Origin of the sequence: Rhizobium sp. IY2 (genome assembly GCF_047532935.1) — a bacterium.
GTDB classification, from domain to species: domain Bacteria; phylum Pseudomonadota; class Alphaproteobacteria; order Rhizobiales; family Rhizobiaceae; genus Rhizobium; species Rhizobium anhuiense.
In genome coordinates this window covers 369213-393793 of the sequence record NZ_JBLKNU010000002.1, presented here as the reverse complement: position 1 = coordinate 393793, position 24581 = coordinate 369213, and the positions used below count along the sequence as shown (strand labels likewise).

The following is a 24581-nucleotide window of genomic DNA, read 5'->3' as shown; positions in this document are numbered from 1 at the left end:
GATCTTTTCTTCGGTTGTTTCCGCAGGCGAGAATTCACCGACAACAGTGAGATATCGAAGGCAGCCGTTTCGGGGAAGTCGTCAAAATTAGAATTTTTTGTCTATAGATTTTATAGAATAACCTGTTCCCTAGCCCTGTCGATTTTAGCGATGAGATTTTCGATCGCCCGGTGGATGCACATCGGGTGCATGTGACTTGCCGTCTTCTTCCAAGATCAACCAGGAGATTTCCATGAGCAATCCAGTTCTCGTCAATCAGATCATTCCCGAGTCCGATGTCGTGCCGCTGACTGGCCGTGTCGGCGCCAAAATCAGGGGTATCCGCCTTGGCGGAGAGCTTTCGGACGCGACGGTGGCCGCCATCAACCAGCTTCTCCTGAAACACAAGGTCATCTTCTTCCGCGACCAAGAACACCTTGACGATTCCGAACAGGAAGCCTTCGCACGCCGCCTGGGCGACCTTGTACCGCATCCAACCCAGGGTCCGGTGGCCGGCACGGCTTCCATCCTCAATCTCGATTCCAGCCGCGGCGGCGGCAGGGCGGACCAGTGGCACACCGATGTCACCTTCGTGGATGCCTATCCTAAATTCTCGGTCCTTCGCGGCGTCGTCATTCCGGCGGCTGGAGGCGATACGATCTGGTCCAACACGCATGCCGCATATGAAAGTCTGCCGGCACCGCTCAAATTGCTGGCGGACAATTTATGGGCCGTTCACAGCAATGCCTATGACTACGCAGCCGTGCGCCCTCGCGCCACCGCTGAAGAGAAGAAGCATTTCGAGGAGGTTTTCACCTCGACCATCTACGAGACCGAGCATCCAGTCGTGCGTGTCCATCCCGAAACCGGCGAAAGATCGCTGCTGCTCGGCAATTTCGTTCAGCGTCTGGTCGGCCTGTCGAAGAGCGACTCCGCGAAACTCTACGAGGTGTTCCAGTCCTACGTGACCGCCCCGGAAAATACCGTGCGCTGGCGCTGGAGAGCCGGAGATGTCGCAATTTGGGATAACCGCGCGACCCAGCACCATGCGGTCAACGACTACGGCGACCAGCACCGGGTCGTGCGCCGCGCCACCGTCGATGGCGACGTCCCCGTCAGTGTCGACGGTCGCCACAGCGTTACCCACGTCAAGGCCGCCCGGCCGAAAGCAAAGGCCGCGTGAGCGCGGCCGGACAGCGGAACGACCAGAAATTCCCAAGCGCTTGCCCCGCTGATCGCCTCGCCTGGCTGCGCCTTCGGAAGCCATCGGAAGTCGGTTGCCGCATAATTCCTTAAATCGGGATCGATTGAAGGATAACATCATGCAGCCATTCAAAATGCGCCAGCGCGTCCGAAAAGACGCGCCGGCGTAAGATTTCAAGCCAGCGCACTATTGATGACATCGACTTGGAAGGGAGATTAGCAATGAGGCGTTTTGCGACACGCGTTGCCATGATTTTCGGGATGACATTCTTCTCGGCCGTTGCGGCCGCTGAGGCCGACGAGCCGGGGCTCTGGAAGGTTTACAACGACGCCTTCAAGGGCGCGAAATATGTGGATCTGACCCATACCATCACTCCGAAAATCCCCGTTTGGGCGGGCTTCGGCAATTCAACCTTCGCACCGGCAAAGGCGGGTGCGAATTTGGAAGGCTTCGCCAAGCAGGGCGACGTCTACACCTACGACAAGCATGGTTTCGAAGCGACGAGCTACCTGCTGACAACAGATCAGCTCGGAACGCAGCTCGATCCGCCCGCCCATTGGGCACCGGAATATGCCGCAATCGACGAGTTGCCGGCGACCTTTGCGGTGCGTCCGCTCGTCGTCATTTCCATCGAGGACAAGGTGAAGGCCGATCCCGGCTATCACCTGCAGGTCTCCGACATCAAGAATTTCGAGGCGAAACACGGAACGATTCCCGAAGGATCGGTTGTCTTCGTCCGCTCGGGCTGGTCGAAGACATGGCCGGACCCGGCGCTTTCGACCACCACGCCTTTTCCGGGCGTCAGCCTGGATGCGCTGAAATTCCTCCATCTCGAGCGCAAGATCCTGTTTCACGGCCACGAGCCGCTCGATACCGACACCACGCCCAACCTCGAGGGCGAACATTGGCTGATGCATAACGGCTTTGCGCAGGCGGAAGGCGTTGCCAATCTCGATCAGGTCCCGGAAACGGGTGCTTTGGTGGCGATCGGTTATCCGAAATTCGGTGGTGGACTTGGCGGCTATGCCCGCTATATCGCCATCTGCCCTCCGGATTGGCCGCATGGCGTGACCATCGGCTCGGTGCCGGAAGCGCCGCTCGCAAAATTTGACAAGCCGCTTCACTACGATGAAGCGGCAGGCATGCGCATTCGATAAATCGGGCGGCGACATCAAGTCCGCTCGGAGAGGTCATTGCCTTTTCGCACACGCCGATCATCCACATAAGGAGGATGTTCGCGTTTGGCGGCCGCCGATGGCACGACATCGAGCTCGATGACAATGATCGAGCTCGTTTTGTCGTGGGATCGATGAGCGGTTCGGAGGGCGTCACGGCAAACGGGCAGTCGGCAAGCAGGCACGGCCCAGATGGCGAGGCCCAATTTTCGAAGCAAACTCCTGATACGCCAAGGAAAATCGGAAGAGGAACACATCCATGACCGCTCAACCCGTTACCACCCGCATCGTTCTTGCATCGCGCCCATCCGGAAAGCCGGTGGCGGCGAATTTCCGGCTCGAGCGGGAGACGGTCCGGGATCTTGCCGAAGGCGAGGTTCTTCTTGAGACGCTTTATCTTTCCCTGGACCCTTACATGCGGGGCCGCATGGACGACGCCAAATCCTATGCCAAGCCGGTCGACGTCGGCGGCGTGATGGAAGGGGGCACGGTCGCGCGGATCGCACGCAGCCGCAACGCGGCGTTCAAGGCGGGGGATATCGTGCTTTCGCATTCCGGCTGGCAGAGCCATGCCATTTCAGATGGTGCGGACTTGCGGAAGCTCGATCCGCAAACCGCACCAATCACGACAGCACTCGGCATTCTCGGAATGCCCGGCTTCACGGCCTATGCCGGGCTTCGCAATATCGGCAAACCCAAAGAAAGCGAAACGCTTGTGGTCGCCGCAGCGAGCGGGGCGGTAGGCTCGGCAGTCGGACAGATGGCAAAGATTTACGGTGCGCGTGTCGTCGGAATCGCGGGCGGGCCGGAGAAATGTGACTACATACGCCAGGCGCTCGGCTTCGATGTCGCCATAGACCATCATGCAAGCGATTTTCCGGCACAACTTGCAGCCGCTTGTCCGAACGGCATCGATGTCTATTTCGAGAATGTCGGTGGCCACGTCTGGAGCGCGGTGTTTCCATTGCTGAACGACTTCGCGCGCATACCGGTCTGCGGGCTGATCGCGCATTATAACGAAGGATCCTCTGCCTTGAGCGGACATGATCAGCTTCCTGCGGTGATGCGCGCAATCCTGCGCAAAAGCCTCACCATCCGCGGTTTCATCCAGCGCGAATTCGCCGATCAGCGTCCTGACTTCTATCAGCAGGCCGGAGCGTGGATCTCCGAGGGACGGCTCAAATACAAGGAGGACATTGTTGACGGACTTGAAAACGCTCCGGAGGCTTTTCTTGGTCTTCTGGAAGGGAAGAATTTCGGAAAACTGATCGTGCGCGTCGCACCCTGAAACATCGCCTTGGCGTTTTCTATTTCGCGGCGCGGTTCTTTTTGCTCGTTGTCGCAACAGAACAAAAAAGCCAATCCCGGAGAAGCGGATGCCGGAGCACGTATATTCTATGAAAAATATAGAGACGCTTTAATTTAGCCTCATCCTATTCTGGAGGCTATGATGAAGATTACGAGACGCGCTTTCACGGCGGTGGTGGCAGGCGCCATCGCGACACCTTTGACGCATGTTCGACTGGCTGGCGCAGCTGACAAGGTCGTGCGTATCGGCTACCAGAAATATGGAACTCTGGTGCTTCTCAAAGGCAAAGGCACGCTGGAGAAGAAGCTTGAATCGGTCGGCTACACGGTTGAATGGACCGAGTTTCCAGGCGGCCCTCAACTGCTCGAGGCGCTGAACGCCGGTGCCGTCGATTTCGGATCGACCGGCGAAACGCCGCCGATCTTCGCCCAGGCCGCCAACGCTCCGCTCGTCTACATCGCGCACGAGCCCCCTGCCCCGCGCGGCGAAGCCATACTTGTCCCGAAGGACAGCCCCATCAAATCGGTCGCCGAGTTGAAGGGCAAGAAAGTCGCCTTCAACAAGGGCTCGAACGTGCATTACCTGCTCGTCAAGGCGCTCGAAGAAGCCGGCTTGACCTACGAGGACGTGGAAGCATCCTTCCTCGCCCCGGCCGACGGCCGCGCCGCCTTCGAAAAGGGCGCGGTCGATGCTTGGGTCATCTGGGACCCCTTCCAGGCAGCGGCGGAAGTCGCGGTCGAAGCACGAGAACTCAGAAACGGCGAGGGCATCGTTCCCAATCACCAGTTCTATCTCGGCACCAAGGCGCTGGTTGACGGCCACGCCGAGGCGATCGATGTTTTGATCGAGGCCATTTCCGAGATCGACGAATGGACCAAGTCCGATACCGCGGCTGCGGCGGCCGAGCTGTCACCGTCGGTCGGCATCCCCGAACCTGTGCTCGTCAAGGCGCTCGAGCGTCAGTCCTACGGGGTCAAGAGCCTGGATGACACCGTCGTCGCGCAGCAGCAGAACATCGCCGACACGTTTTTCAAACTGAAGCTCATTCCCAAGCAAGTGACAATTGCGGACGTCGTCCGCAAGAGCAAGGCGTGATCCCCATCTGAGATCCTGGTTCCAGCGGGAAGGTCTGGCCAACCTTCTCGTTAGGAGCCGCGGTGCGAGCCTGCCGAGTGTAGTAGACCTCCGGCAGTGAGACGTTATGCGTCATCATCCCTGGAGCCCGAAGGAACGGAACGACTGGTGCGGTTAGTTGGCGAGGCCCCCGCGCACTACGCCTTTTGGACGGACATCGCCGTGCTCCATCCGTCGCTACAATCCTCGCGCGAAATGACGGGGATGGGGGATGCGTCGGGGTTATCGCAATCCACAGAAGCGACCGGTGCTTCTCAAGTTTCCGGGTTTGGTCATCGGCGCGCTCGCGTTTGGTGCGGCCGGCGGGCTGGACCGCGAGCGACTTGCTGGCCTCATGGAGCGCTTCTGGCGGCTCTGGACAAGCGTGCAGGATCAAGGGCAACATCTCCATCAACACGGGCGAGCGTATCTTCCACGTGCCGGGGCAGCGACGCTACGCAGAGACGAAGATCAGCCCCCAGTTCGGGGAAAGATGGTTCTGCTCAGAATTCGAAGCGTGGGCCGCCGGCTGGCGGAAATCGAAATCGTGATGCTTCGGCGTGGGGCCGGAGAAGCTTTGGCGCGGGCATGCCGCAGAGACCGGGCCGCATCGACTTAACACGTTCTCGGGGAAACGATGGTGCTACGGATCGGGGACTAACCCAGCCCCGATCCGTCAATCCAAGTTGACGTGAGAATCCTCGATAAGCCTTTAACCGCGCTCGCACCGGCGCCCGTCGTGGGACACCGCGAAGTCGCAGCAGTATCGGCTGCTACTCTCCCGTTTGGGGGTTCCTTGCAATTCGTTCGCCGGTTTGGGGGTTTCTTGCCCCTTCGCCCTGCGCTTTCCCCGAGCCTGTCGGACCACTCTCTTTGGAGCCAGGCGCTTCGGCTCCGTTTTGCGGCCCGCCCAACCAATCATCAGTCTCGCCGGTACGCTGCTCATTCCATTTAAGCTGGCCCCGAAGATCTTGAGATACTGGCTCGGGAGGCTTTCCCCTGCCAGATGAGTTGGAAGGAGCGGCTTTGGAGGGGTCTTCAATTGCAACGCCGCCGGGATGGCCAGAATTCCATGCTCCTTGGACATTTCCCCCTGCGGAATGGGCTACGTTCTCGGCGGCTGGAATCTCGGAGGGGTCTTCAATTGCTACGTTCTCGGCGATAGGAAGGGACCAAGGCGGCATTTTGTCTAACGAGTTGGAAGGAGCGGCTTGGCTGGGGTCTTCGGGCGCAGCCGCGTATTCGGGGGGGTCTTGGATTGTCTTCTTGGCGGGAGGCGTCTTAGAGCTATCGGTCATCACGATCTCCACTGTTGCGCCTTGTTGGATTGGGTAAGGCGGACCAACGAAATTATCAGACCAACGAATTGAAAACTACCGTAGGATTTAATGGTAGATTTTACTGTCTTAGGTTGTAAACTTAGATCGACCGGCGAGAGCGGCGGAGAAGATTTCCCTCGAAGATCTCACAGAGGACATAGCGCCGCGGATTGCTGACCAGCCTGAATGCTCGCCCGCAGACGCTTTTACGTGCTATGATGGGCCTGCACGGCTCAATCTCGACGTCGGCAATATGGCAGATGGCCGAAAGCTACTTTGCCCCGGCGTAGAGAGTTTGCGCCCAGCACGGGTTCGAGCCCCGGAGCGCTGGGTGTGTTGCCTTTTTTGCTGATCCGAGGCGAGGAGGTTGTTCATGTCCACGAGTAGTGTCGACCGCCCGCTGCAACCCGGCGACCGGGCACCGAATGTTGTATTCGACGCGATCTCGCGCGAAGGCAAGATCGCGCTCGATGATTTTCGAGGCCGCAGCCCGTTACTGATCGGTTTGTTTCGAGGCCTACACTGTCCGTTCTGCCGGCGTCATCTCGCGGCGATGGCGCAACTCAACCCGGCCCTGAAGGAGAAAGGCATCGAATGTCTCGCAGTGGTCAAGACGCCAGTCGAGCGGGCGCGGCTCTACTTCCGCTACCATCCGCTACCCGACCTTCTTAGCGCATCCGACCCGGTGGGGGCTTCACATCGCGCCTTCGGTTTACCCATCCTCGAGTTCACGGAGAATGAAACCGAATGGCCGCACAAGCTCGGAATGGACGCGGTCATGACAATGCGGATCGATCTGCCGGGGGAGTTGCCCGTGCCGATGAACCCGGCTGCGGCGGGCGACTTTCTTGAGAAAAAGGACTGGTATCAAATTACGGCGGCCGACCGGGAGATTATGATCGCCGGTCACATGCCGCTTATCGGCGAGTTCCTGCTCGATCGGGAAGGCACTGTGCGCTGGAGTTTCACAGAAGCCGAAGAGGAAGGCCAAAATCTATGCCGGGCGCCGAGTCCCGAAGAATTGATGTCAGCAGCTTCCCAAGTCGCACATCTATAAGCTGCTGAAAACCTCGACGACCACCGTCCTCAGACGGTCGGCAGCCTTTACCAATACTCGGCGAACTCGCAGAGCTTCCCGTTGTTGACGATGATCAGCAGGTCGAAATCCGCCCGATAGCCCTTCGTTGTGAAGGGTTCATCCACCCAGCCAGCTTTGGCGTAGAAGCCAAACAGGATGATCTTCAGGATCCGGCCACTTCCAACACCGAGCCTAACTTTAACTGTTGGCGAAATGATGTAGGGCCAAGCAGAGGTCGGATACGCGCCTAAGCTCCTCGGCCGCGTGCATCTGCCTGTGGCTGATCGGGTCCGTATGACTGCCGCCGTCTACCGGCTCGCGGCCGTAGTCGATGGCGCTTCCCATAAGGCGCGGAACCTCGTCGCAGCTGCGAGCTGAGCGGCGTCGATCCGGCCGTGCGAGGCCAGCATCGTGATGTCGCTTTCCTTGATGTTGATGATCGCTGGGACCGTGCGTGGTTCGTCGCATCTGACGGATGGGCGCGGGAGAAGTACGAATTCTCAACGAGGGTGGGGCGAGGCTTCGGGGTGAATGCCATAGCGGGGCCGAATCGTCACTAAGGTGCCGCGGTTGTTACGGCCCCAGGATGGCCCCATTTTCGACTTGGAGCTCAGATATGCAGGGCACTTCCCAAAGCTTTCAGCGCCGCCTCCATCACCGCTTCGCTGCGGGTCGGATGCGCATGGATGGTGCCGGCGATGTCTTCCAGACGCGCACCCATCTCGATGGCCAGCGCAAAAGCCGCCGAGAGCTCGGAGACCCCGGCGCCCACCGCCTGCAAGCCGAGCACGAGATTGGTGTCGGCGCGGGCCACCACGCGCACGAAGCCCTCTTCGGATAGCATCGTCATCGCCCGTCCGTTGGCGCTGAACGGAAACTGGCCGGTGCGGATCTCATAGCCTTGCGCCTTCGCCTCTGCCGGCGACAGGCCGGCGCTGACGATTTCCGGGTCGGTGAAGCAGATGGCGGGAATGCATCTTTTGTCCCAGGCCCGCTTCTTGCCTGCAATGATTTCCGCCACCATCTCGCCTTGTGCCATGGCCCGATGGGCAAGCATCGGCTCGCCGGTCACGTCGCCGATCGCATAGATGCCGCGCATCGACGTGCGGCAACGATCGTCGATCCTCAGGTAAGGGCCGGCACGATCGAGATCGAGCTCTTCGAGACCGGATCCTGCCGTTCTCGGGCGGCGGCCGACGGTGACGAGGATGCGGTCCGCCGGCAGGCTCTGCTGACGGCCATCCGGCGTTTCGACGATCAATGCGTCGCCATTGTCGGCAAGGCCGATCGCCTTGGCGCCGGTCAACACCCGGATACCGCCCTCGGTCAACTTGCGCATGACGGGCCGCACCAGCTCGGCATCATATTGCGGCAGCACCTGCGGCGTCGCCTCGACGACCGTCACATCAGATCCCATCTTGGAAAAGGCCGTCCCGAGCTCCAGCCCAATATAACCGCCGCCGACCACGACGAGTTTGTTCGGCAGCTCCGTCAGCGACAGCGCCTCTGTCGAGGACATGACGCGGCCGCCGAAAGGCAGATTGGCAAGCTCCACCGGATCGGACCCGGTGGCGATCACCACGGTCTCGGCCCGGATGATCTGCTGGCCGGTTTCCGTCTCCACCTCCACCGTCTTGCCGTCGCGGAAGCGGGCCCGACCGTGGACGATCTTGACCCGCGCCTTTTGCAGCAGTCCCGAAACACCGCCTGTGAGCCGGCCGACGATCCCGTCCTTCCAGGCAATCGTTCTGCCGAGATCGATCGAGGCGCCTTCGACGCGGATGCCCATCGGGTTCCTGCCAGCCAACATCTTTTGCGTCGCGTCGAATTCCTCGGCCGCATGGATCAGCGCTTTGGAGGGGATGCAGCCGACCGTCAGGCAGGTGCCACCCGGTTTACCGGCCTCGACGATGACGGTATCGATGCCGAGCTGTCCGGCGCGGATGGCGCAGACATAGCCGCCCGGACCGGCGCCGATGACGAGGAGCTTGCAGAGGATCTCTTTCATGGATCTCAGCCTTCGATGAAAATGAGCGCCGGCGTTTCGATCAGCGTGCGGATGCGCTGCACGAAGTTTGCCGCATCCCAGCCGTCGATGATGCGATGGTCGAAACTGGAGGAGAGGTTCATCATCTTGCGCGGCACGAATTGCGCGCCATCCCAGACCGGTCGCGTGGCGATCTTGTTGACGCCGATGATCGCCACCTCGGGATGATTGATGATGGGCGTCGAGACGATGCCGCCGAGCGAGCCGAGCGAGCTGATGGTGATGGTGGAGCCGGAAAGCTCATCGCGCGTCGCCGTCCCGGATCGTGCTGCTTCCGCCAGCCGATTCATCTCGGCGGCGCAATCCCAGATGCCGCGGGCTTCCGCATGCCGGACCACCGGCACGGTCAGGCCGGCCGGCGTCTGCGTGGCGATGCCGATATGGACGGCACCGTGGCGGGTGATGATGCCGGCATCGTCGTCGAAGGTGGCGTTGACGTCAGGCTGCTCGGAAATCGCCTTGACCAGTGCGCGCATCAGGAAGGGCAGAACAGTCAGCTTCGGGTGGCCTGGCCTGCGGTCGCCGTTCATGGTGGCGCGAAGCTCCTCAAGCGCGGTCATATCCACTTCCTCCACATAGGTGATGTGGGGGATGCGCGAGGCGGAAAGCACCATCTTCTCGGCGATGCGGCGGCGCAGGCCGGTCAGCTTGATCTCCTCGGTCGCCGTCTTCCTGGCAAAACCGTTCTTCACTGCTGCGGGAGCGGCTCCTGGGGTCAGGAATTGCTCGATATCCTCGCGCAGGATACGCCCGGCCGGTCCTGTCCCCTGCACCTGCCTGAGATCGACACCGCTTTCCCTGGCAAAAAGCCGCACCGAGGGCGCGGCAAGCGGCTTTTCCGCCGATGCAGCCGCCGGCACTGGCGCTGGCGCAGGAGTTGGCGCTGCCGGGGTAGGTTTTACAATTTCGGCCCTGGGGGCTTCGGCAATTGGCGCCTGCCCATTCACCACAGGCTGCGCCTCGCCGACATCTCCCGCCGTCTCGATCCGCACCAGCGGGGCCTTGACCGCGATCCGGTCTCCGACCTCGCCGGCAAGCCAGATGACGGTGCCATGGACGGGCGACGGAATTTCCACGGTGGCCTTGTCGGTCATGACGGCGGCGATCACCATGTCCTCGCGGACGGGATCGCCCGTCTTCACGTGCCATTCCACAATCTCGGCCTCGGCGACCCCTTCCCCGACATCGGGCATCTTGATGATGAATTCGCCCACGGCTCAGGCCTCCATGACTTCGGCAAGCGCCCGCCCGACACGGCCGGGACCGGGGAAATAGTCCCACTCCTGCGCGTGCGGATAGGGCGTGTCCCAGCCGGCGACACGTACGACCGGCGCTTCGAGATGATAGAAGCAATGTTCCTGCACCAGTGCTGCGACCTCGGCGCCGAAGCCCGACGTCAGGGTTGCCTCATGCACGACGACGCAGCGCCCGGTCTTCGTGACCGATTTGACGATCGCATCGAGATCGAGCGGCAGCAGGCTTCTCAAATCGATTACCTCGGCATCGATGCCGGCATCTTCGGCTGCGGCAAGCGCCACATGCACCATGGTGCCATAGGCAATCACGGTCACCGCCGATCCGACGCGCCGCACCTCGGCCTTGCCGATCGGGATGGTATAGTGGCCATCAGGCACCTCGCCGAGGTCATGCTTTGACCAGGGCGTCACCGGCTTCTCGTGATGGCCGTCGAAGGGACCGTTATAGAGCCGCTTCGGCTCCAGGAACATGACGGGATCGGGATCCTCGATCGCCGCGATCAGCAGGCCTTTGGCATCGTAGGGATTGGAAGGCACGATCACCTTCAGCCCGCAGACATGGGTAAAAAGCGCCTCCGGGCTCTGGCTGTGCGTCTGGCCGCCGAAGATACCGCCGCCGGTCGGCATGCGCACGACGATCGGGCAGGTGAAATCGCCGTTGGACCGGTAGCGGATGCGCGCCGCCTCCTGCGTCAGCTGGTCATAGGCCGGATACATGTAATCGGCGAACTGGATTTCGACACAGGGCTTCAGCCCGTAGGCGGCCATGCCGATCGCCGTGCCGACGATTCCGGATTCGCTGATCGGCGTATCGAAGCAGCGCGTTCTGCCGTATTTTGCCTGCAGGCCCTGCGTCGAGCGAAAGACGCCGCCGAAATAGCCGACGTCCTCGCCGAAAACGACGACATTGTCATCCTTCGCCATCGAGACGTCCATGGCGCTGCGCACCGCCTCGATCATCGTCATCCTGGCCATGTCAGTACCCCGCCTGCTGCCGCTGACGGCGGATATGCGGCGGCATCTCGGCATAGACGCCCTCGAAAATGTCGCGCACCGAGGGCCTGCCGCCGGCATGCAGGGTGCCGTGGGCCTCTGCCTGCCGCTGCGCCTCGATCACCTCATCCATGATTTCGGCTTCCGCCTGCACATGCCGCTCCTCCGACCAGACACCCTTGACGATCAGATGTTTCTTCAGCCGCAGCACGGGATCTCCGAGCGGCCAGGCCTCCGATTCCGTCTTCGGCCGGTAGGCGCTCGGATCGTCGGAGGTCGAGTGGGCGCCGACGCGGTAGGTCACATATTCGATCAGCGTCGGGCCGAGATTGCGCCGCGCGCGCTCGGCCGCCCAGCGGGCGACCGCATGGACGGCGAGATAATCGTTTCCATCGACACGCAGCGCCGGAATGCCGAAGCCTAGGCCGCGGGCGGCGAAGGTGCCGGAGCCGCCGCGGGCGATGCCCTGGAAGGTGGATATCGCCCACTGATTGTTGACGATGTTGAGGATGACCGGCGCCTTGTAGGTCGAGGCGAAGACCAGCGCCGAATGGAAATCCGATTCCGCCGTCGATCCGTCACCAATCCAGGCCGCGGCAATGCGGCTGTCGTTCTTGATCGCCGAGGCCATCGCCCAGCCGACGGCCTGCACATATTGGGTGGCGAGATTGCCCGAGATGGTGAAGAAGCCGTGCTCCTTGGAGGAATACATGATCGGCAGTTGCCGGCCGCGCAGGGGATCGCTCTCGTTCGAGTAGATCTGGTTCATCATCTCGACCATCGGATAGTCGTCCGCAATCAAGAGGCCCGCCTGGCGATAGGTCGGGAAATTCATGTCTCCCTTCTCGAGCGCCTTGCGGAAGGCGCAGCTGACGGCTTCTTCGCCGAGATGCTGCATATAGAAGGAGGTCTTGCCCTGCCGCTGCGCCATCAGCATGCGGGCGTCGAAGGCCCGCAGTTTCATCATGTTGCGAAGCCCGGTCAGCAGATCCTCATCGGAGAGCGACCCGGCCCAGGGGCCGACCGCCTCGCCGTCGCGGTTCAAAACACGGATGATGGAATAGGCAAGATCGCGGATGTCTTCCGACGCGACATCCACCTCCGGCCGCGGCACCGCGCCGGCCTTGGCAATCCTCACATTGGAAAAATCAGGCTGGCCGCCCGGGCGGACGGCGGGTTCGGGGACGTGCAGGCTCAAACGAGCAGAATCCACCATGTCGTTTCTTTCCTCCCTTGCCGGCCTCGCCCCTCTCCTCCGAGAGCCGGGCCGGATGTCGTTCTATAGATTGCGGGCGATCACCATGCGCTGCACGTCGCTCGTTCCTTCGTAGATCTGGCAGATGCGCACATCGCGGTAGATGCGCTCGACCGGATAGTCGGCCATGTAGCCATAACCGCCATGGATCTGGATCGCATCGGAGCAGACACGCTCGGCCATCTCGGAGGCAAAGAGCTTCGCCATCGAGGCTTCCGACAGACAGGGCAGCCCCGCCTCCCGGAGCGAGGCGGCATGAAAGACGAGCTGCCGCGCCGCCTCGATCCGCACCGCCATATCGGCAAGGCGGAAGGCCACGGCCTGGTGCTCAAAGATCGGTTTGCCGAAGGCCGTGCGCTCGCGGGCGTAGTCGCGCGCCGCCTCGAAGGCCGCCCGCGCCATGCCGACGGCCTGCGCCGCAATGCCGATCCGCCCGCCCTCGAGATTGGCGAGCGCGATGCGATAACCTTCACCTTCCGCACCGAGCCTCAGCTCGGCCGGGATGCGCATGTTGTTGAAGGCGATCTGGCAGGTATCGGTGGAATGCAGGCCGAGCTTCTCTTCGACGCGGATCACCTCGTAGCCCGGCGTCTTCGTCGGCACGATGAAGGCGGTAATGCCTTTCTTGCCGGCGTCGGGATCGGTGACGGCAAAGACGATGATGACATCGCCGTTCTTTCCCGAGGTGATGAATTGCTTGGAGCCGTCGAGCACATAGTGGTCATTGTCACGCCGCGCCCGGGTCTTCAGGTTCGAGGCATCGGAACCGGCCTGCGGCTCGGTCAGCGCAAAGCCGCCAATCCATTCGCCGTTGGCCAGTTTCGGCAGGAAACGCTGCCGCTGCTCCTCGGTGCCGAATTTCAGGATCGGCACACAGCCAACGGAACTATGCACGCTCATGATCGTCGAACAGGGTCCGTCGCCGGCAGCAATCTCCTCAAGTGCTGCGGCATAGGCGACCACGCCGGTATCCGAGCCGCCATAGGCTTCCGGCACCAGCATGCCGAGCAGCCCGAGTTCACCCATCTCCTTCAGTTCCTCGCGCGGAAAGAGATGCTCCCGGTCGCGTTTGGCTGCCCCCGGCGCCAGCCGGTCGCGGGCAAAGTCGCGGGCGAGATCTGAGATTTGCTGCTGGAGGTCGGAAAGGATCATCTGTTCTCTCCTCCTATTGCCGCTCGATGGCGACGGCGGTCGCCTCGCCGCCGCCGATGCAGAGCGCCGCCATGCCGCGCTTGAGACCGTAGCGCTCCAGCGCCGCAAGCAGCGTCACCAGGATCCGGGCCCCCGAAGCGCCGATCGGATGGCCGAGCGCGCAGGCGCCGCCATGCACATTGACCTTCTCATGCGGCAGGTTGAGATCGCGCATCGCCGCCATGGCGACGACGGCAAAGGCCTCGTTGATTTCGAAAAGATCGACCTTCGACAACGATAAGCCGGTGCGATCGGATAGTTTCTGCAGCGCCCCGATCGGTGCGGTGGCGAAAAGATTGGGCGCCTGCGAATGGCTGGCATGGCCAAGGATGGTGGCAAGCGGCTTGAGGCCGCGATGCTCCGCCTCGGAACGGCGCATCAGCACCAGGGCTGCCGCGCCATCGGAAATCGAACTGGAATTGGCGGCAGTCACCGTGCCGCCGTCACGGAAGGCCGGCTTTAGCGTCGGGATCTTGTCGAGCTTCGCCTTGCCGGGCTGTTCGTCGCGGCTCGCCACCCGCTCAGTCTTGCCGGATTTCACCGTGACCGGCACGATCTCGTTTTCGAAACAGCCTTCCGCGATCGCCTTCTGCGCCCGCGTCAGTGAGGCGATGGCGTAGTTGTCCTGCGCCTCGCGCGTGAACTGATAGGCCTCGGCGCAATCCTCCGCGAAGCTGCCCATCAAGCGCCCCTTGTCATAAGCATCCTCCAGCCCGTCGAGGAACATGTGATCCACGACACGCCCATGGCCGAGCCTGTAGCCGCCACGAGCCCTGTCAAGGAGATAGGGCGCATTGGTCATGCTTTCCATGCCGCCGGCGATCGCCACCGAAGCGCTGCCGGCGGCGATCAGGTCATGCGCCATCATCACGGCCTTCATGCCCGAGCCGCACATCTTGTTGACGGTGCTCGCCGCCGTCGCGAAAGGCAGGCCGGCATGGATCGCCGCCTGGCGCGCCGGCGCCTGGCCCTGCCCGGCCGGCAGGACACAACCGAAGACGACCTCCTCGATCGCCTCGGCCGCGATGCGGCTGCGCTCAAGCGCTGCGCGGATCGCCGTCGCTCCGAGCTCCGGCGCTGTCGCCTCCTTCAGTTCTCCTTGAAAGCTGCCGATCGGGGTGCGCGCTGCACCGACGATGACGATGGGGTCGTGCAAAACCATCTTTCCTCCTTGGGGCGACGCGTTCACCGCGCGCCCATCCGCAATGCGCCGTCGAGGCGGATGACCTCGCCGTTCAGCATGTTGTTTTCCAAGATATGGCGCACCAGCCCGGCAAATTCCGCCGGCCGGCCGAGCCGCGGTGGAAAGGGCACGCTCTTGCCGAGTGCGGCCTGAACCTCGGCGGGCATATCAGCCATCATCGGCGTCTCGAAAATGCCGGGCGCGATCGCGACGACGCGAATGCCGTGACGGGCAAGCTCGCGGGCGATCGGCAAGGTCATCGCCGCCACCCCACCCTTGGAGGCGGCATAGGCTGCCTGGCCGATCTGACCGTCGAAGGCGGCGACCGAGGCCGTATTGACGATGACGCCGCGTTCGCCTTCGGCATCCGGATCGGTCTTCTGGATCGCTGCGGCGGCAAGCCGGATCATGTTGAACGTACCGATGAGATTGATCCCGACCGTGCGGGCAAAACTCTCCAGCCGATGCGGCCCGTCGCGGCCGATCACCTTTTCGGCCGGTGCGACGCCGGCGCAATTCACCAAGCCGCGCAAGCCGCCGAAGGCTTCGACGGCAGCGGCAATCGCTGCTGCTCCCTGCTTCTCATCGGCCACGTCGGCCTTGACGAACTGTGCAGCGCTTGCAAATTCCCGGGCGACATGTTCGCCCGCTTCGGCATTGAGATCGGCGATCGTCACGCGCCCGCCTGCCTCGACAAGCGCGCGCACCGTGGCAGCACCGAGGCCGGAGCCACCGCCGGTGACGATGAAGCTTGCTCCATGGATCAACATGAATCTGTTCCTCCCTGCCGGCGGCGACCGCCTCCAAGCGCAACCGACGGGTACGATTCTATTCGCTCCACCTATTGCAAGCGATGACAGAAATGCTCCATTATTTCGGCCAGTTTTGCCATAGCGAGGGTGGGATGGCCGAGATTGAGCGACGCATGATCGCGCCGGGCTTCGTAGAGGAGGCGCTCGACAGCCTGCGGCGGCTCGGCAAACCGACGGCGCCGATCCTTGCCCGCGTGGGACTGCCGCCGCGGGTCGATCAACCGGTGTCGGCCGAGACCTATGGCGCGCTCTGGCTGGCCATCGCCGCCGAGCTCGACGACGAATTCTTCGGTATGGGCGGCCGACCGATGCGCAGCGGCAGCTTCACGCTGCTCTGCCATTGCGTACTGCATGCGCCGACGCTGGGTCATGCGCTTCGTCGGGCGCTGCGTTTCCTCGATATCGTGCTCGACGATCCCAGGGGACAGCTCGTCATCAGCGACGGTCTGGCCGAGGTCGAGCTTAGGGATGCCGGCGGCCCGCGTTCGGCCTTCGCCTACCGCACCTATTGGATCATCCTGCACGGCATCATCTGCTGGCTGGTCGGCCGGCGCATTCCGATCCGGCGCGTCGATTTCCGCTGCGCCGAGCCCAAACAGGGCGCCGACTACCGGCTTTTCTTCGGTGCGCCGGTGCGCTTCTCGCAAGCCATCAGCCGGCTGGGCTTTGACAGCACCCTGCTGGACCTGCCGATTTCACGCAGCGAACAGGCGCTCAAACAGTTCCTGCGCGGCGCGCCCGCCAATATTCTGGTGCGCTACCGCTATGATGCCGGCATCGCCGCAGCCGTGCGCCGCCGCTTGAACCAGGCAACACCTGCCATGTGGCGGAGCTTCGCCGAGCTCGCCGCTGATATGCGCATGCCGCCCTCCACGCTCCGCCACCGCCTGCACGACGAGGGACAAAGCTATGCCGCCATCAAGGATGACATCCGCCGGGATCTCGCCGTTGACCTGCTGCTGAACACGCCGAAGACCATTGGCGAGATCGCCGTGCAACTCGGCTATTCCGAACCGAGCGCCTTCTTCCGAGCCTTCCGGAAATGGATGGGCATGAGCCCTGAGACCTTTCGGCGGAAGGAAGTGGAGTCGCAGGAGCGCGAACGGTAGGCCGAAGTCCTCGATCACAGCGGCATCAAGGTAGAGAGGGCGTGCCGCCGCCCTCAGCATAAACCGACTTGGTGAGGGCGGCACGAGTGTAGCTATTTGAACCCGCCGCAACCCGCGCTACATATTTCAGCGGGAGGAGTGCCATGTTTGATTTTTCGCTCGGCGAAACTGCGGACGCGATCCGTGAAACGACGGCGCGGTTTGCCGCCGCTCATATTGCTCCGCTGGCTGCGGAGATCGACGAAAGCAACACGTTTCCACGCCAGCTCTGGCCCGAGATGGGCGCCCTCGGCCTGCACGGGATTACCGTGGAGGAAGAATTCGGCGGCGCCGGTCTCGGTTACCTCGATCATGTCGTCGCCATGGAGGAGATTTCCCGCGCCTCGGCTTCGGTGGGCTTGAGTTACGGCGCCCATTCCAATCTCTGCGTCAATCAGATCCGCCGGTGGGCGTCGGCGGAGCAGAAACGCCGCCATCTGCCGAAGCTGATCTCCGGCGAACATGTGGGTTCGCTTGCCATGTCGGAGGTGGGCTCAGGTTCCGATGTCGTCTCCATGCGCTTGCGGGCCGAGAAAAAAGGCGATCGCTATGTTCTGAACGGCACCAAATTCTGGATCACCAACGCGCCGCATGCCGATGTGCTGGTCGTCTATGCCAAGACCGATCCCGCAGCCGGCCCGAAAGGCATTTCCGCCTTCATCGTCGAAAAAGGCCTGCCCGGTTTCAGCGTCTCCAAGAAACTCTCCAAGCTCGGCATGCGCGGCAGCGATACCGCCGAACTGGTCTTTCAGGATTGCGAGGTGCCGGCCGAGGCGCTGATGGGCCGGGAGGGAGAAGGCGTGAAGATCCTGATGTCCGGCCTCGATTACGAGCGCGCAGTGCTCGCCGCCGGGCCGCTTGGCATCATGCAGGCCTGCCTCGACGTCGTGTTGCCCTATGTGCGCGATCGCAAACAGTTCGGCAAGCCGATCGGCGACTTCCAGCTGATGCAGGGCAAGATCGCCGACATGTATGTCGCGCTGAATTCGGCGCGCGCCTATGTCTATACCGTCGCCCGGGCCTGCGATGCCGGCCGCGCGACGCGCACGGATGCGGCCGCCGCGATCCTCTTTGCCAGCGAGAATGCCGTGAAGGTCTCGCTGGAAGCGATCCAGGCACTCGGCGGCGCCGGCTATACCAAGGAATGGCCGGTCGAACGCTTTTTGCGCGACGCCAAGCTCTACGATATCGGCGCCGGCACCAACGAGATCCGCCGCTACCTGATCGGCCGGGAGCTCATCGCATCATGACGGTGATTTCGACTGCGATCGATCGCGACAGCGACAGCTTCAAGGCCAATGCCAGCAAGAACAAGACCCTTATCGACGAGCTACACGAGCGTTCGGCGAAAGCGCGCGAGGGTGGATCGCAGGCAGCGCGCGAGCGCCATACCGGCAAGGGCAAGCTCCTGCCGCGCGACCGGATCCAGCTGCTCATCGATGCCGGCAGCCCGTTCCTGGAGATCGGCACGCTGGCGGCCAACGGCATGTATGATGATGAGGCGCCCGGCGCCGGCATCATAACAGGCATCGGCCGTGTTTGCGGCCGCGAGGTGATGATCGTCGCCAATGACGCGACGGTGAAGGGCGGCGCCTATTACCCCCTGACGGTGAAGAAACATCTGCGGGCGCAGGAGATTGCTCTGCAGAACCGGCTGCCATGCCTCTATCTGGTCGATAGCGGTGGCGCCAATCTCCCGCATCAGGCCGACGTCTTTCCCGACCGCGACCATTTCGGCGCGATCTTCTACAACCAGGCCCAGATGTCGGCCGAGGGAATCCCACAGATCGCCTGCGTCTTGGGAAGCTGCACCGCCGGCGGCGCCTATGTGCCCGCCATGTCCGACGAGACGGTCATCGTGCGCAATCAGGGCACGATCTTCCTCGCCGGTCCGCCGCTGGTGAAGGCCGCGACCGGCGAGATCATCTCGGCCGAAGAGCTCGGCGGCGCCGAGACCCATGGCCGCCGCTCCGGCGTCGTCGATCATGTCGCCGAGAATGATGAACATGCGCTGCTGCTCGTGCGCGATATCGCAGCCACCCTCAACAGTGTGAAATCAGTCGATATCGACCTCCAGCCGCCGCGACCGCCGAAACTCGATCCCGAAGATCTCTGCGGTCTCATTCCGGATGATGTGCGCTCACCCTACGACGTGCGTGAGGTCATCGGACGGATCGTCGATGGCTCGGAACTGCACGAGTTCAAGCCGCTCTACGGCACCACGCTGGTCTGCGGCTTCGCCCGCATCTGGGGCATGCCGGTCGCCGTCATCGCCAACAACGGCGTTCTCTTCTCCGAAAGTGCGCTGAAAGGAGCCCATTTCATCGAGCTCGCCTGCCAGCGCCGCGTCCCCTTGCTCTTCTTGCAGAATATTTCCGGCTTCATGGTCGGCGGCCGCTATGAGGCTGGCGGGATCGCCAAGGATGGGGCCAAGCTGGTGACGGCCGTTGCAACCGCCACCGTGCCGAAGGTCACGGTCATCATCGGCGGCAGTTTCGGTGCCGGCAATTACGGCATGTGCGGCCGCGCCTATCGCCCGCGTTTCCTCTTCACCTGGCCGAACAGCCGCATCAGCGTCATGGGCGGCGAACAGGCCGCCTCCGTGCTTGCCACCATTCGCCGAGATTCCATGGAGGCGCGCGGTGAGAATTGGCCCATGGAAGAGGAGGAAGCCTTCAAGGCGCCGATCCGCGCCGGCTACGAGGCCGAGGGCAATCCCTATTATGCCACCGCCCGCCTTTGGGACGACGGCATCATCGATCCATGCCAGACGCGCGATGTGCTGGGCCTTGCCTTTTCCGCCTGCCTGAATGCGCCGATCCCAAAAGGGCCGCGCTTCGGCCTGTTCAGGATGTGAGGCGTCGATGATGGAAAGCCTGCTCATTGCCAACCGGGGCGAAATCGCCCGCCGCATCATCCGCACGGCCAGGATGCTCGGAATCCGCACCATTGCGGTCTATTCTGAAGCCGATGCCGGCCTGCCCTTTGTCAGGGAGGCGGACGAGGCGATCGCCATCGGGCCTTCGCCGGCCCGCGAAAGCTATCTCTCGCCGCAGCGCATCCTGGAGGCTGCCCGCAAGAGCGGCGCCGCTGCGATCCATCCGGGCTACGGCTTCCTGTCGGAAAATGCCGATTTTGCCGAGGCGGTGGAGAAGGCCGGCATCGTCTGGGTCGGCGCGCCGCCCGCTGCCATCCGGGCGATGGGGCTCAAGGATGCCGCCAAGGAATTGATGCAGGCAGCCGGCGTGCCCGTGACCCCCGGTTATCTCGGATCGGACCAGGGCGAAGAGAGGCTGGCGGCGGAAGCCGAGGCCATCGGTTATCCCGTACTCATCAAGGCGGTTGCCGGCGGCGGCGGCAAAGGCATGCGCCGCGTCGACCGCGCGCAGGATTTCGCCGAACGTCTCGCCTCCTGCCGCCGTGAGGCGGCCGCCGCTTTCGGCGACGACCGCGTTCTGATCGAACGCTATATCGCCAATCCGCGCCATATCGAGGTGCAGGTTTTCGCCGACAAGCTCGGCAATTGCGTGCATCTCTTCGAACGCGATTGTTCGCTGCAACGCCGTCATCAGAAGGTGATCGAGGAGGCCCCTGCCCCCGGCCTCGATGCCGCCACCCGGGCGGTGATCTGCGAGGCAGCGGTCAAGGCCGCAAGAGCGGTCAACTATGTCGGCGCCGGCACCATCGAATTCATCGCCGATGCCTCCCAGGGCCTGCATCCTGACCGTATCTGGTTCATGGAGATGAATACGAGGCTGCAGGTAGAACACCCCGTCACCGAGGCGATTACTGGCGAGGATCTGGTGCTCTGGCAGTTGAAGGTCGCGAGCGGCGAGCCCTTGCCGAAAAGCCAGGACGAGATCGCCATGAATGGCTGGGCCTTCGAAGCCCGGCTCTATGCCGAAAATCCGGCCGCCGGTTATCTGCCTTCGACCGGCCGGCTCGACCATCTGCGCCTGCCGCAGTCCGTCCGCGTCGACAGCGGCGTCAAACAGGGCGATGAGATTACCGCCTTCTACGATCCGATGATCGCCAAGATCATCGCGCATGGACCGGACCGCGAGGCAGCCCTTTCGAAACTTGCAGCCGCCTGCGCCGGCATCGAGGTCTGGCCGGTCAGATCCAATGCCGGCCTGCTTGCCCGCATCGCCGTCGATCCGGATTTTCGCGCCGCTCGGATCGATACCGGCTTCCTCGACCGCCATGGCGATAGCCTTGTGGCGACGGAGCCGAGCGAAATCGCGATCGACACCGCAGCCGCCGTGCTTTCAAGAAATACCGATGATGATCCCTGGGCCGCGCTTGCCGGATTCCGCATCGCCGGCGCGGATGACAATCGAGTGCGCATCCGTATCGGCGATCACCTCTTCTGGGGGCAATCACGTCGGAAGCCTGAGGCAAATATCGTCACGATTGGTGAAACGACCGTGCTTTTCGACGCCGGCAATACCTGGCCGATCAGCCTGCCCGTCGCAAGCGAAATCGAGGCGAGCCAGGGTGCGGGCGATGGCGCGATCCTTTCGCCGATGCCCGGCCTCGTGATATCGGTGGATGTCGCCGAAGGCGATCATGTCGCCAAGGGGGAGCGTCTGCTGACGGTCGAAGCGATGAAAATGGAGCATTCGCTGCGCGCGCCTTTCGACGGCATCATCGGAAAACTGCAGGTTTCCACCGGCGCCAGGGTCTCGGAGAACCAGCTGGTCGTCACCGTCACGAAGGAGCAGGATTGATGGCCGGCCGCTATTTCGACGAATGGACGCTCGGCGACCGCATCGCCCACGAGATCCGCCGCACGGTCACCGAGACCGACAACCTGCTGTTTACGACGCTTTCCCACAATCCGCAGCCGCTGCATCTCGATGCCGATTATGCGGCCGGCACCGAATTCGGCCGGATCGTCGTCAACGGCACCTTCACCTTTGCGCTCACCGTCGGTCTTTCGGTCGGCGACACCACGCTCGGCACGCTCGTCGCCAATCTCGGTTACGACAAGGTGACGATGCCGAAGCCGGTCTTCATCGGCGACACGCTGCGGGTGGAAACGGAGGTGACGGAACTGCGCCGCTCGAACTCCCGCCCCGACGCCGGCATCGTCACCTTCCGGCACATCACCCTGAACCAGCGCAGCGAGATCGTCTGCCAGTGCCTGCGCACCGTCATGCTGAAGGTAAAGCCGTCATGAGACTTCGCTCGCTGCTCTTCGTGCCCGGCGATCGGCCGGAGCGTTTCGAGAAAGCACTCGCCTCGGGCGCCGATGCCGTCATTCTCGATCTCGAAGATTCGGTTGCACCCGCCAACAAGCCACGCGCCCGCCAGGCCGTCCAAGAATTCGTCCTGCGCCAGACCGGCGAAACCAATCTCCTGATCCGCATCAATCCCCTCGCCTCCCCGGAGTTCGAAAACGACCTTGCCGCTCTGAGTGGCCTCCATCCTTTCGCGATCATGCTGCCGAAGGCCGAGGGGGCGGCTTCGGTGCTGAAGCTCGCAGGCTCACTTGCACCTGAAATCCCCATCTTGCCGATCGCAACCGAAACGCCGTCCGCCATCTTCGAGATCGGCAGCTACCGGGACGTCGCGACCAGCCTCTGCGGCCTGACCTGGGGTGCTGAAGATCTGCCCGCCGCGATCGGGGCTGCGACAGCGCGGCGGACGGATGGCCGTTACACGCCGCCTTACGAGCTTGCCCGCTCGCTGACGCTATTTGCCGCCCATGCCGCCGCCGTTCCGGCCATCGACACCGTCTATCCCGATTTCCACGATCATAGCGGTCTCAGGGCCTATGTCGGCCGCGCCCGGCGCGACGGCTTTTCCGGCATGATGGCCATCCATCCGAGCCAAGTCGAAACGATCAACCACGCCTTTACGCCGGATGCATCCGAGATCGCTTGGGCGGAGAAAGTCGCCGTCGCCTTTGCCGCCAGGCCCGACGCCGGTGTCATCCAGCTTGACGGGCGCATGCTGGATCTGCCGCATCTCAAGCTCGCGCTCCGCATCCTGGAGATATCAGGACGATAGTCAGGCAACACGTCTGACCGCCTTCAGCCGATCAGCCCGACTTCGCCACTCGCTTCGAGGCGACAGGCTCTTCTTGGGTGAGGTAACCGGCGCCGACGGCGACATAGAGATCCACATAGTCCTTGGCAACCTGCTGCACGGTAGCGGTAAGGCTTGCCTCAGCATCGGAGACCGACCGCTGGGCGTCGAGGACATCGAGCAACGACGAGGCGCCGTCCTTGTAGCTTGCGGTCGACAGTGCCAGCGATTCCTCCGCCGTCTGCACCTGCCTGCGCAACGGCGCCAGTGTCTGCGTGTCGCGGCGAACCGCCGACAGCGCGTTTTCCACCTCTTCGACCCCGTTCAGCACCGCCGCTTTCCAGGCGAGATACTGCGCCCTGGCATCCGATTTCTCGATATCGACATTCGCGCGCAATTTGCCGCCGTCGAAGATCGGCAAGTTGAGCGTCGGCCCGAAGGACCAGCTGGTGAGGCTCGAGCCGCTGGCGCCCGAGGATTTGACCCAGCTCGGCGAGATCGAACCGGAGAGCGAGATCGACGGATAAAGCTGGGCTTCGGCAGCACCGATATCGGCGACGGCCGCCGCCAGCTCGCGTTCGGCCTTTCTTATATCAGGACGGTTGCGGATGAGATCGGCCGGAATGCCGGCGCGAATATCGCCGCGGAAAACCGGCTGACCGGCGCTTTTCTGCAGCTCGTCCATCAACGAGGCCGCCGGCATCCCGAGCAGCGTGGCAATGTGATGGGCCGATTCGGTGAAGCTCTGTTCGAGGCCGGGAATGTCGGACTTTGTCGACTGTACCAGGCCCTCGGCCTGAACGACGTCGAGGCGGGAGGCCGCACCTGCCTTGAGCTGCAGCTGCGTGAGTTCGTAAGTTTGCTGGCGGGATTTCAAGCTCGCCTGTGCAAGCGCGATGCGCTCCTGGTAATAGCGGGCGTCGATATAACTCTCGACCAGGTCTTTCAGGAAGGTGAGCTTTGCATTGTCGGCCGTCGCATAGGCGGCTCCCAGCGAGGCGATGGCACTCTCCTTGGAGCGAAGGTACTGGCCGAAGATGTCGAGCAGCCAGGAAAGGCTGGCCTCACCGCCTGTGGTATTCGTGGTGCCGACCGTCGTGCGCAGCCGCCCCTTTTCACCGGATACCGTGTGCGATGCGTCGACACTGAGGCTCGGCAGACCGCCGGCGCCGGCAACCGTGACATTGGCGGCAGCCGAATTGATGCTCTCGAGCGCCTGCAGCACATCGAGGTTTTCGCTGAGGCCATAGGCCACCAAGCCGTCGAGCCGCTTGTCGCGATAGGCCTTCCACCACTCAGCCGTCACGACATTGCCGTTGCTTTTGGTGGTGCCCTCTTCGAATTTGGCGGGAAGCCGCATCTCAGGGGGAACGTGATCCGGACCGCTGACGCAGCCTGCGAGCAGCAGCGTGAAGGCGGATGCGGCGTAGCGGAGGGATGATAGTCTGGTGCGGAGCGACGGACTCACTGGCAAGCTTTCTGAACC

Annotated in this window: 19 protein-coding genes and 2 pseudogenes; 12 read left to right on the top strand and 9 right to left on the bottom strand. The window is 62.7% G+C overall.

Annotation, left to right across the window (positions count from 1 at the left end; translation table 11 throughout):
• Nucleotides 1-232: 232 nt before the first annotated feature.
• The 6 genes and pseudogenes from ACMUVN_RS10580 to ACMUVN_RS10555 all read left to right on the top strand — a co-directional run bounded on the left by ACMUVN_RS10580 (nucleotide 233) and on the right by ACMUVN_RS10555 (nucleotide 7156).
• A complete protein-coding gene (locus tag ACMUVN_RS10580; protein ID WP_063475907.1) occupies nucleotides 233-1162 on the top strand; it encodes a TauD/TfdA dioxygenase family protein in 930 nt (309 codons plus the stop codon).
• Nucleotides 1163-1404: 242 nt separating this feature from the next.
• Nucleotides 1405-2340 (top strand): cyclase family protein, encoded by a 936-nt coding sequence (locus ACMUVN_RS10575; RefSeq protein ID WP_063475906.1) that lies wholly within the window; start codon nucleotides 1405-1407, stop codon nucleotides 2338-2340.
• Between the two features lie 277 nt (nucleotides 2341-2617).
• Nucleotides 2618-3646, top strand: coding sequence for an NADP-dependent oxidoreductase (locus ACMUVN_RS10570; RefSeq protein WP_047612497.1), 1029 nt, complete (start codon nucleotides 2618-2620; stop codon nucleotides 3644-3646).
• A 162-nt stretch (nucleotides 3647-3808) separates the two neighbouring features.
• Complete coding sequence (locus ACMUVN_RS10565; RefSeq protein ID WP_414815115.1) at nucleotides 3809-4762, top strand: sulfonate ABC transporter substrate-binding protein; 954 nt, start codon at nucleotides 3809-3811, stop codon at nucleotides 4760-4762.
• 250 nt (nucleotides 4763-5012) lie between these two features.
• Nucleotides 5013-5331, top strand: a pseudogene (locus tag ACMUVN_RS10560) (succinoglycan biosynthesis protein exoi).
• Between the two features lie 1141 nt (nucleotides 5332-6472).
• Complete coding sequence (locus ACMUVN_RS10555) at nucleotides 6473-7156, top strand: redoxin family protein (protein WP_414815114.1); 684 nt, start codon at nucleotides 6473-6475, stop codon at nucleotides 7154-7156.
• Between the two features lie 30 nt (nucleotides 7157-7186).
• Here the strand turns inward: ACMUVN_RS10555 and ACMUVN_RS10550 are convergent.
• The 8 genes and pseudogenes from ACMUVN_RS10550 to ACMUVN_RS10515 all read right to left on the bottom strand — a co-directional run.
• Nucleotides 7187-7353: pseudogene (locus ACMUVN_RS10550) on the bottom strand (nucleotidyltransferase); the annotation flags it as partial.
• Nucleotides 7354-7787: 434 nt separating this feature from the next.
• Nucleotides 7788-9185 (bottom strand): dihydrolipoyl dehydrogenase, encoded by a 1398-nt coding sequence (gene lpdA, locus ACMUVN_RS10545; protein WP_414815113.1) that lies wholly within the window; start codon nucleotides 9183-9185, stop codon nucleotides 7788-7790.
• Nucleotides 9186-9190: 5 nt separating this feature from the next.
• Nucleotides 9191-10438 (bottom strand): dihydrolipoamide acetyltransferase family protein, encoded by a 1248-nt coding sequence (locus ACMUVN_RS10540; protein ID WP_414815112.1) that lies wholly within the window; start codon nucleotides 10436-10438, stop codon nucleotides 9191-9193.
• 3 nt (nucleotides 10439-10441) lie between these two features.
• A complete protein-coding gene (locus ACMUVN_RS10535; RefSeq protein ID WP_063475900.1) occupies nucleotides 10442-11455 on the bottom strand; it encodes an alpha-ketoacid dehydrogenase subunit beta in 1014 nt (337 codons plus the stop codon).
• Between the two features lies 1 nt (nucleotide 11456).
• Nucleotides 11457-12689 carry a 3-methyl-2-oxobutanoate dehydrogenase (2-methylpropanoyl-transferring) subunit alpha gene (locus ACMUVN_RS10530; RefSeq protein ID WP_414815111.1) on the bottom strand — a complete coding sequence of 411 codons (1233 nt, stop codon included), beginning with the start codon at nucleotides 12687-12689 and terminating at the stop codon, nucleotides 11457-11459.
• A 63-nt stretch (nucleotides 12690-12752) separates the two neighbouring features.
• On the bottom strand, nucleotides 12753-13880 hold the full coding sequence (locus ACMUVN_RS10525; RefSeq protein ID WP_414815110.1) for an acyl-CoA dehydrogenase family protein: 1128 nt from the start codon (nucleotides 13878-13880) through the stop codon (nucleotides 12753-12755).
• Nucleotides 13881-13893: 13 nt separating this feature from the next.
• Nucleotides 13894-15081: an acetyl-CoA C-acyltransferase gene (locus tag ACMUVN_RS10520; RefSeq protein ID WP_414815109.1), complete on the bottom strand. Its 1188-nt coding sequence runs from the start codon at nucleotides 15079-15081 to the stop codon at nucleotides 13894-13896.
• Nucleotides 15082-15104: 23 nt separating this feature from the next.
• On the bottom strand, nucleotides 15105-15872 hold the full coding sequence (locus ACMUVN_RS10515) for a 3-hydroxyacyl-CoA dehydrogenase (protein WP_414815108.1): 768 nt from the start codon (nucleotides 15870-15872) through the stop codon (nucleotides 15105-15107).
• An 83-nt stretch (nucleotides 15873-15955) separates the two neighbouring features.
• On the opposite strand from ACMUVN_RS10515, the gene ACMUVN_RS10510 reads away from it, so the two are divergent.
• From ACMUVN_RS10510 to ACMUVN_RS10485, 6 genes are all read left to right on the top strand, one after another.
• A complete protein-coding gene (locus tag ACMUVN_RS10510; RefSeq protein ID WP_414815107.1) occupies nucleotides 15956-17023 on the top strand; it encodes an AraC family transcriptional regulator in 1068 nt (355 codons plus the stop codon).
• A 143-nt stretch (nucleotides 17024-17166) separates the two neighbouring features.
• The gene (locus ACMUVN_RS10505; RefSeq protein ID WP_414815106.1) at nucleotides 17167-18312 is read left to right on the top strand and encodes an isovaleryl-CoA dehydrogenase; all 1146 of its coding nucleotides are present in this window, start codon (nucleotides 17167-17169) and stop codon (nucleotides 18310-18312) included.
• Nucleotides 18309-19919: a carboxyl transferase domain-containing protein gene (locus ACMUVN_RS10500; RefSeq protein ID WP_414815105.1), complete on the top strand. Its 1611-nt coding sequence runs from the start codon at nucleotides 18309-18311 to the stop codon at nucleotides 19917-19919. The genes ACMUVN_RS10505 and ACMUVN_RS10500 overlap by 4 nt, the downstream gene beginning before the upstream one ends.
• A gap of 7 nt (nucleotides 19920-19926) precedes the next feature.
• Nucleotides 19927-21792 (top strand): acetyl/propionyl/methylcrotonyl-CoA carboxylase subunit alpha, encoded by a 1866-nt coding sequence (locus ACMUVN_RS10495; protein ID WP_414815104.1) that lies wholly within the window; start codon nucleotides 19927-19929, stop codon nucleotides 21790-21792.
• On the top strand, nucleotides 21792-22244 hold the full coding sequence (locus ACMUVN_RS10490; RefSeq protein WP_047612454.1) for a MaoC family dehydratase: 453 nt from the start codon (nucleotides 21792-21794) through the stop codon (nucleotides 22242-22244). Before ACMUVN_RS10495 ends, ACMUVN_RS10490 begins: the two co-directional genes overlap by 1 nt.
• Nucleotides 22241-23077: an HpcH/HpaI aldolase/citrate lyase family protein gene (locus tag ACMUVN_RS10485; protein ID WP_414815103.1), complete on the top strand. Its 837-nt coding sequence runs from the start codon at nucleotides 22241-22243 to the stop codon at nucleotides 23075-23077. The genes ACMUVN_RS10490 and ACMUVN_RS10485 overlap by 4 nt, the downstream gene beginning before the upstream one ends.
• Before the next feature lie 31 nt (nucleotides 23078-23108).
• Here the strand turns inward: ACMUVN_RS10485 and ACMUVN_RS10480 are convergent, their stop codons facing one another.
• Nucleotides 23109-24563: an efflux transporter outer membrane subunit gene (locus tag ACMUVN_RS10480; protein ID WP_414815102.1), complete on the bottom strand. Its 1455-nt coding sequence runs from the start codon at nucleotides 24561-24563 to the stop codon at nucleotides 23109-23111.
• Between the last annotated feature and the right edge of the window lie 18 nt (nucleotides 24564-24581).

Coding starts and splice junctions, on each gene's coding strand:
- ACMUVN_RS10580 (WP_063475907.1), top strand. CDS start 233: ATGAGCAATCCAGTTCTCGTCAATCAGATCATTCCCGAGTCCGATGTC.
- ACMUVN_RS10575 (WP_063475906.1), top strand. CDS start 1,405: ATGAGGCGTTTTGCGACACGCGTTGCCATGATTTTCGGGATGACATTC.
- ACMUVN_RS10570 (WP_047612497.1), top strand. CDS start 2,618: ATGACCGCTCAACCCGTTACCACCCGCATCGTTCTTGCATCGCGCCCA.
- ACMUVN_RS10565 (WP_414815115.1), top strand. CDS start 3,809: ATGAAGATTACGAGACGCGCTTTCACGGCGGTGGTGGCAGGCGCCATC.
- ACMUVN_RS10555 (WP_414815114.1), top strand. CDS start 6,473: ATGTCCACGAGTAGTGTCGACCGCCCGCTGCAACCCGGCGACCGGGCA.
- lpdA (WP_414815113.1), bottom strand. CDS start 9,185: ATGAAAGAGATCCTCTGCAAGCTCCTCGTCATCGGCGCCGGTCCGGGC.
- ACMUVN_RS10535 (WP_063475900.1), bottom strand. CDS start 11,455: ATGGCCAGGATGACGATGATCGAGGCGGTGCGCAGCGCCATGGACGTC.
- ACMUVN_RS10530 (WP_414815111.1), bottom strand. CDS start 12,689: ATGGTGGATTCTGCTCGTTTGAGCCTGCACGTCCCCGAACCCGCCGTC.
- ACMUVN_RS10525 (WP_414815110.1), bottom strand. CDS start 13,880: ATGATCCTTTCCGACCTCCAGCAGCAAATCTCAGATCTCGCCCGCGAC.
- ACMUVN_RS10520 (WP_414815109.1), bottom strand. CDS start 15,081: ATGGTTTTGCACGACCCCATCGTCATCGTCGGTGCAGCGCGCACCCCG.
- ACMUVN_RS10515 (WP_414815108.1), bottom strand. CDS start 15,872: ATGTTGATCCATGGAGCAAGCTTCATCGTCACCGGCGGTGGCTCCGGC.
- ACMUVN_RS10510 (WP_414815107.1), top strand. CDS start 15,956: ATGACAGAAATGCTCCATTATTTCGGCCAGTTTTGCCATAGCGAGGGT.
- ACMUVN_RS10505 (WP_414815106.1), top strand. CDS start 17,167: ATGTTTGATTTTTCGCTCGGCGAAACTGCGGACGCGATCCGTGAAACG.
- ACMUVN_RS10500 (WP_414815105.1), top strand. CDS start 18,309: ATGACGGTGATTTCGACTGCGATCGATCGCGACAGCGACAGCTTCAAG.
- ACMUVN_RS10495 (WP_414815104.1), top strand. CDS start 19,927: ATGATGGAAAGCCTGCTCATTGCCAACCGGGGCGAAATCGCCCGCCGC.
- ACMUVN_RS10490 (WP_047612454.1), top strand. CDS start 21,792: ATGGCCGGCCGCTATTTCGACGAATGGACGCTCGGCGACCGCATCGCC.
- ACMUVN_RS10485 (WP_414815103.1), top strand. CDS start 22,241: ATGAGACTTCGCTCGCTGCTCTTCGTGCCCGGCGATCGGCCGGAGCGT.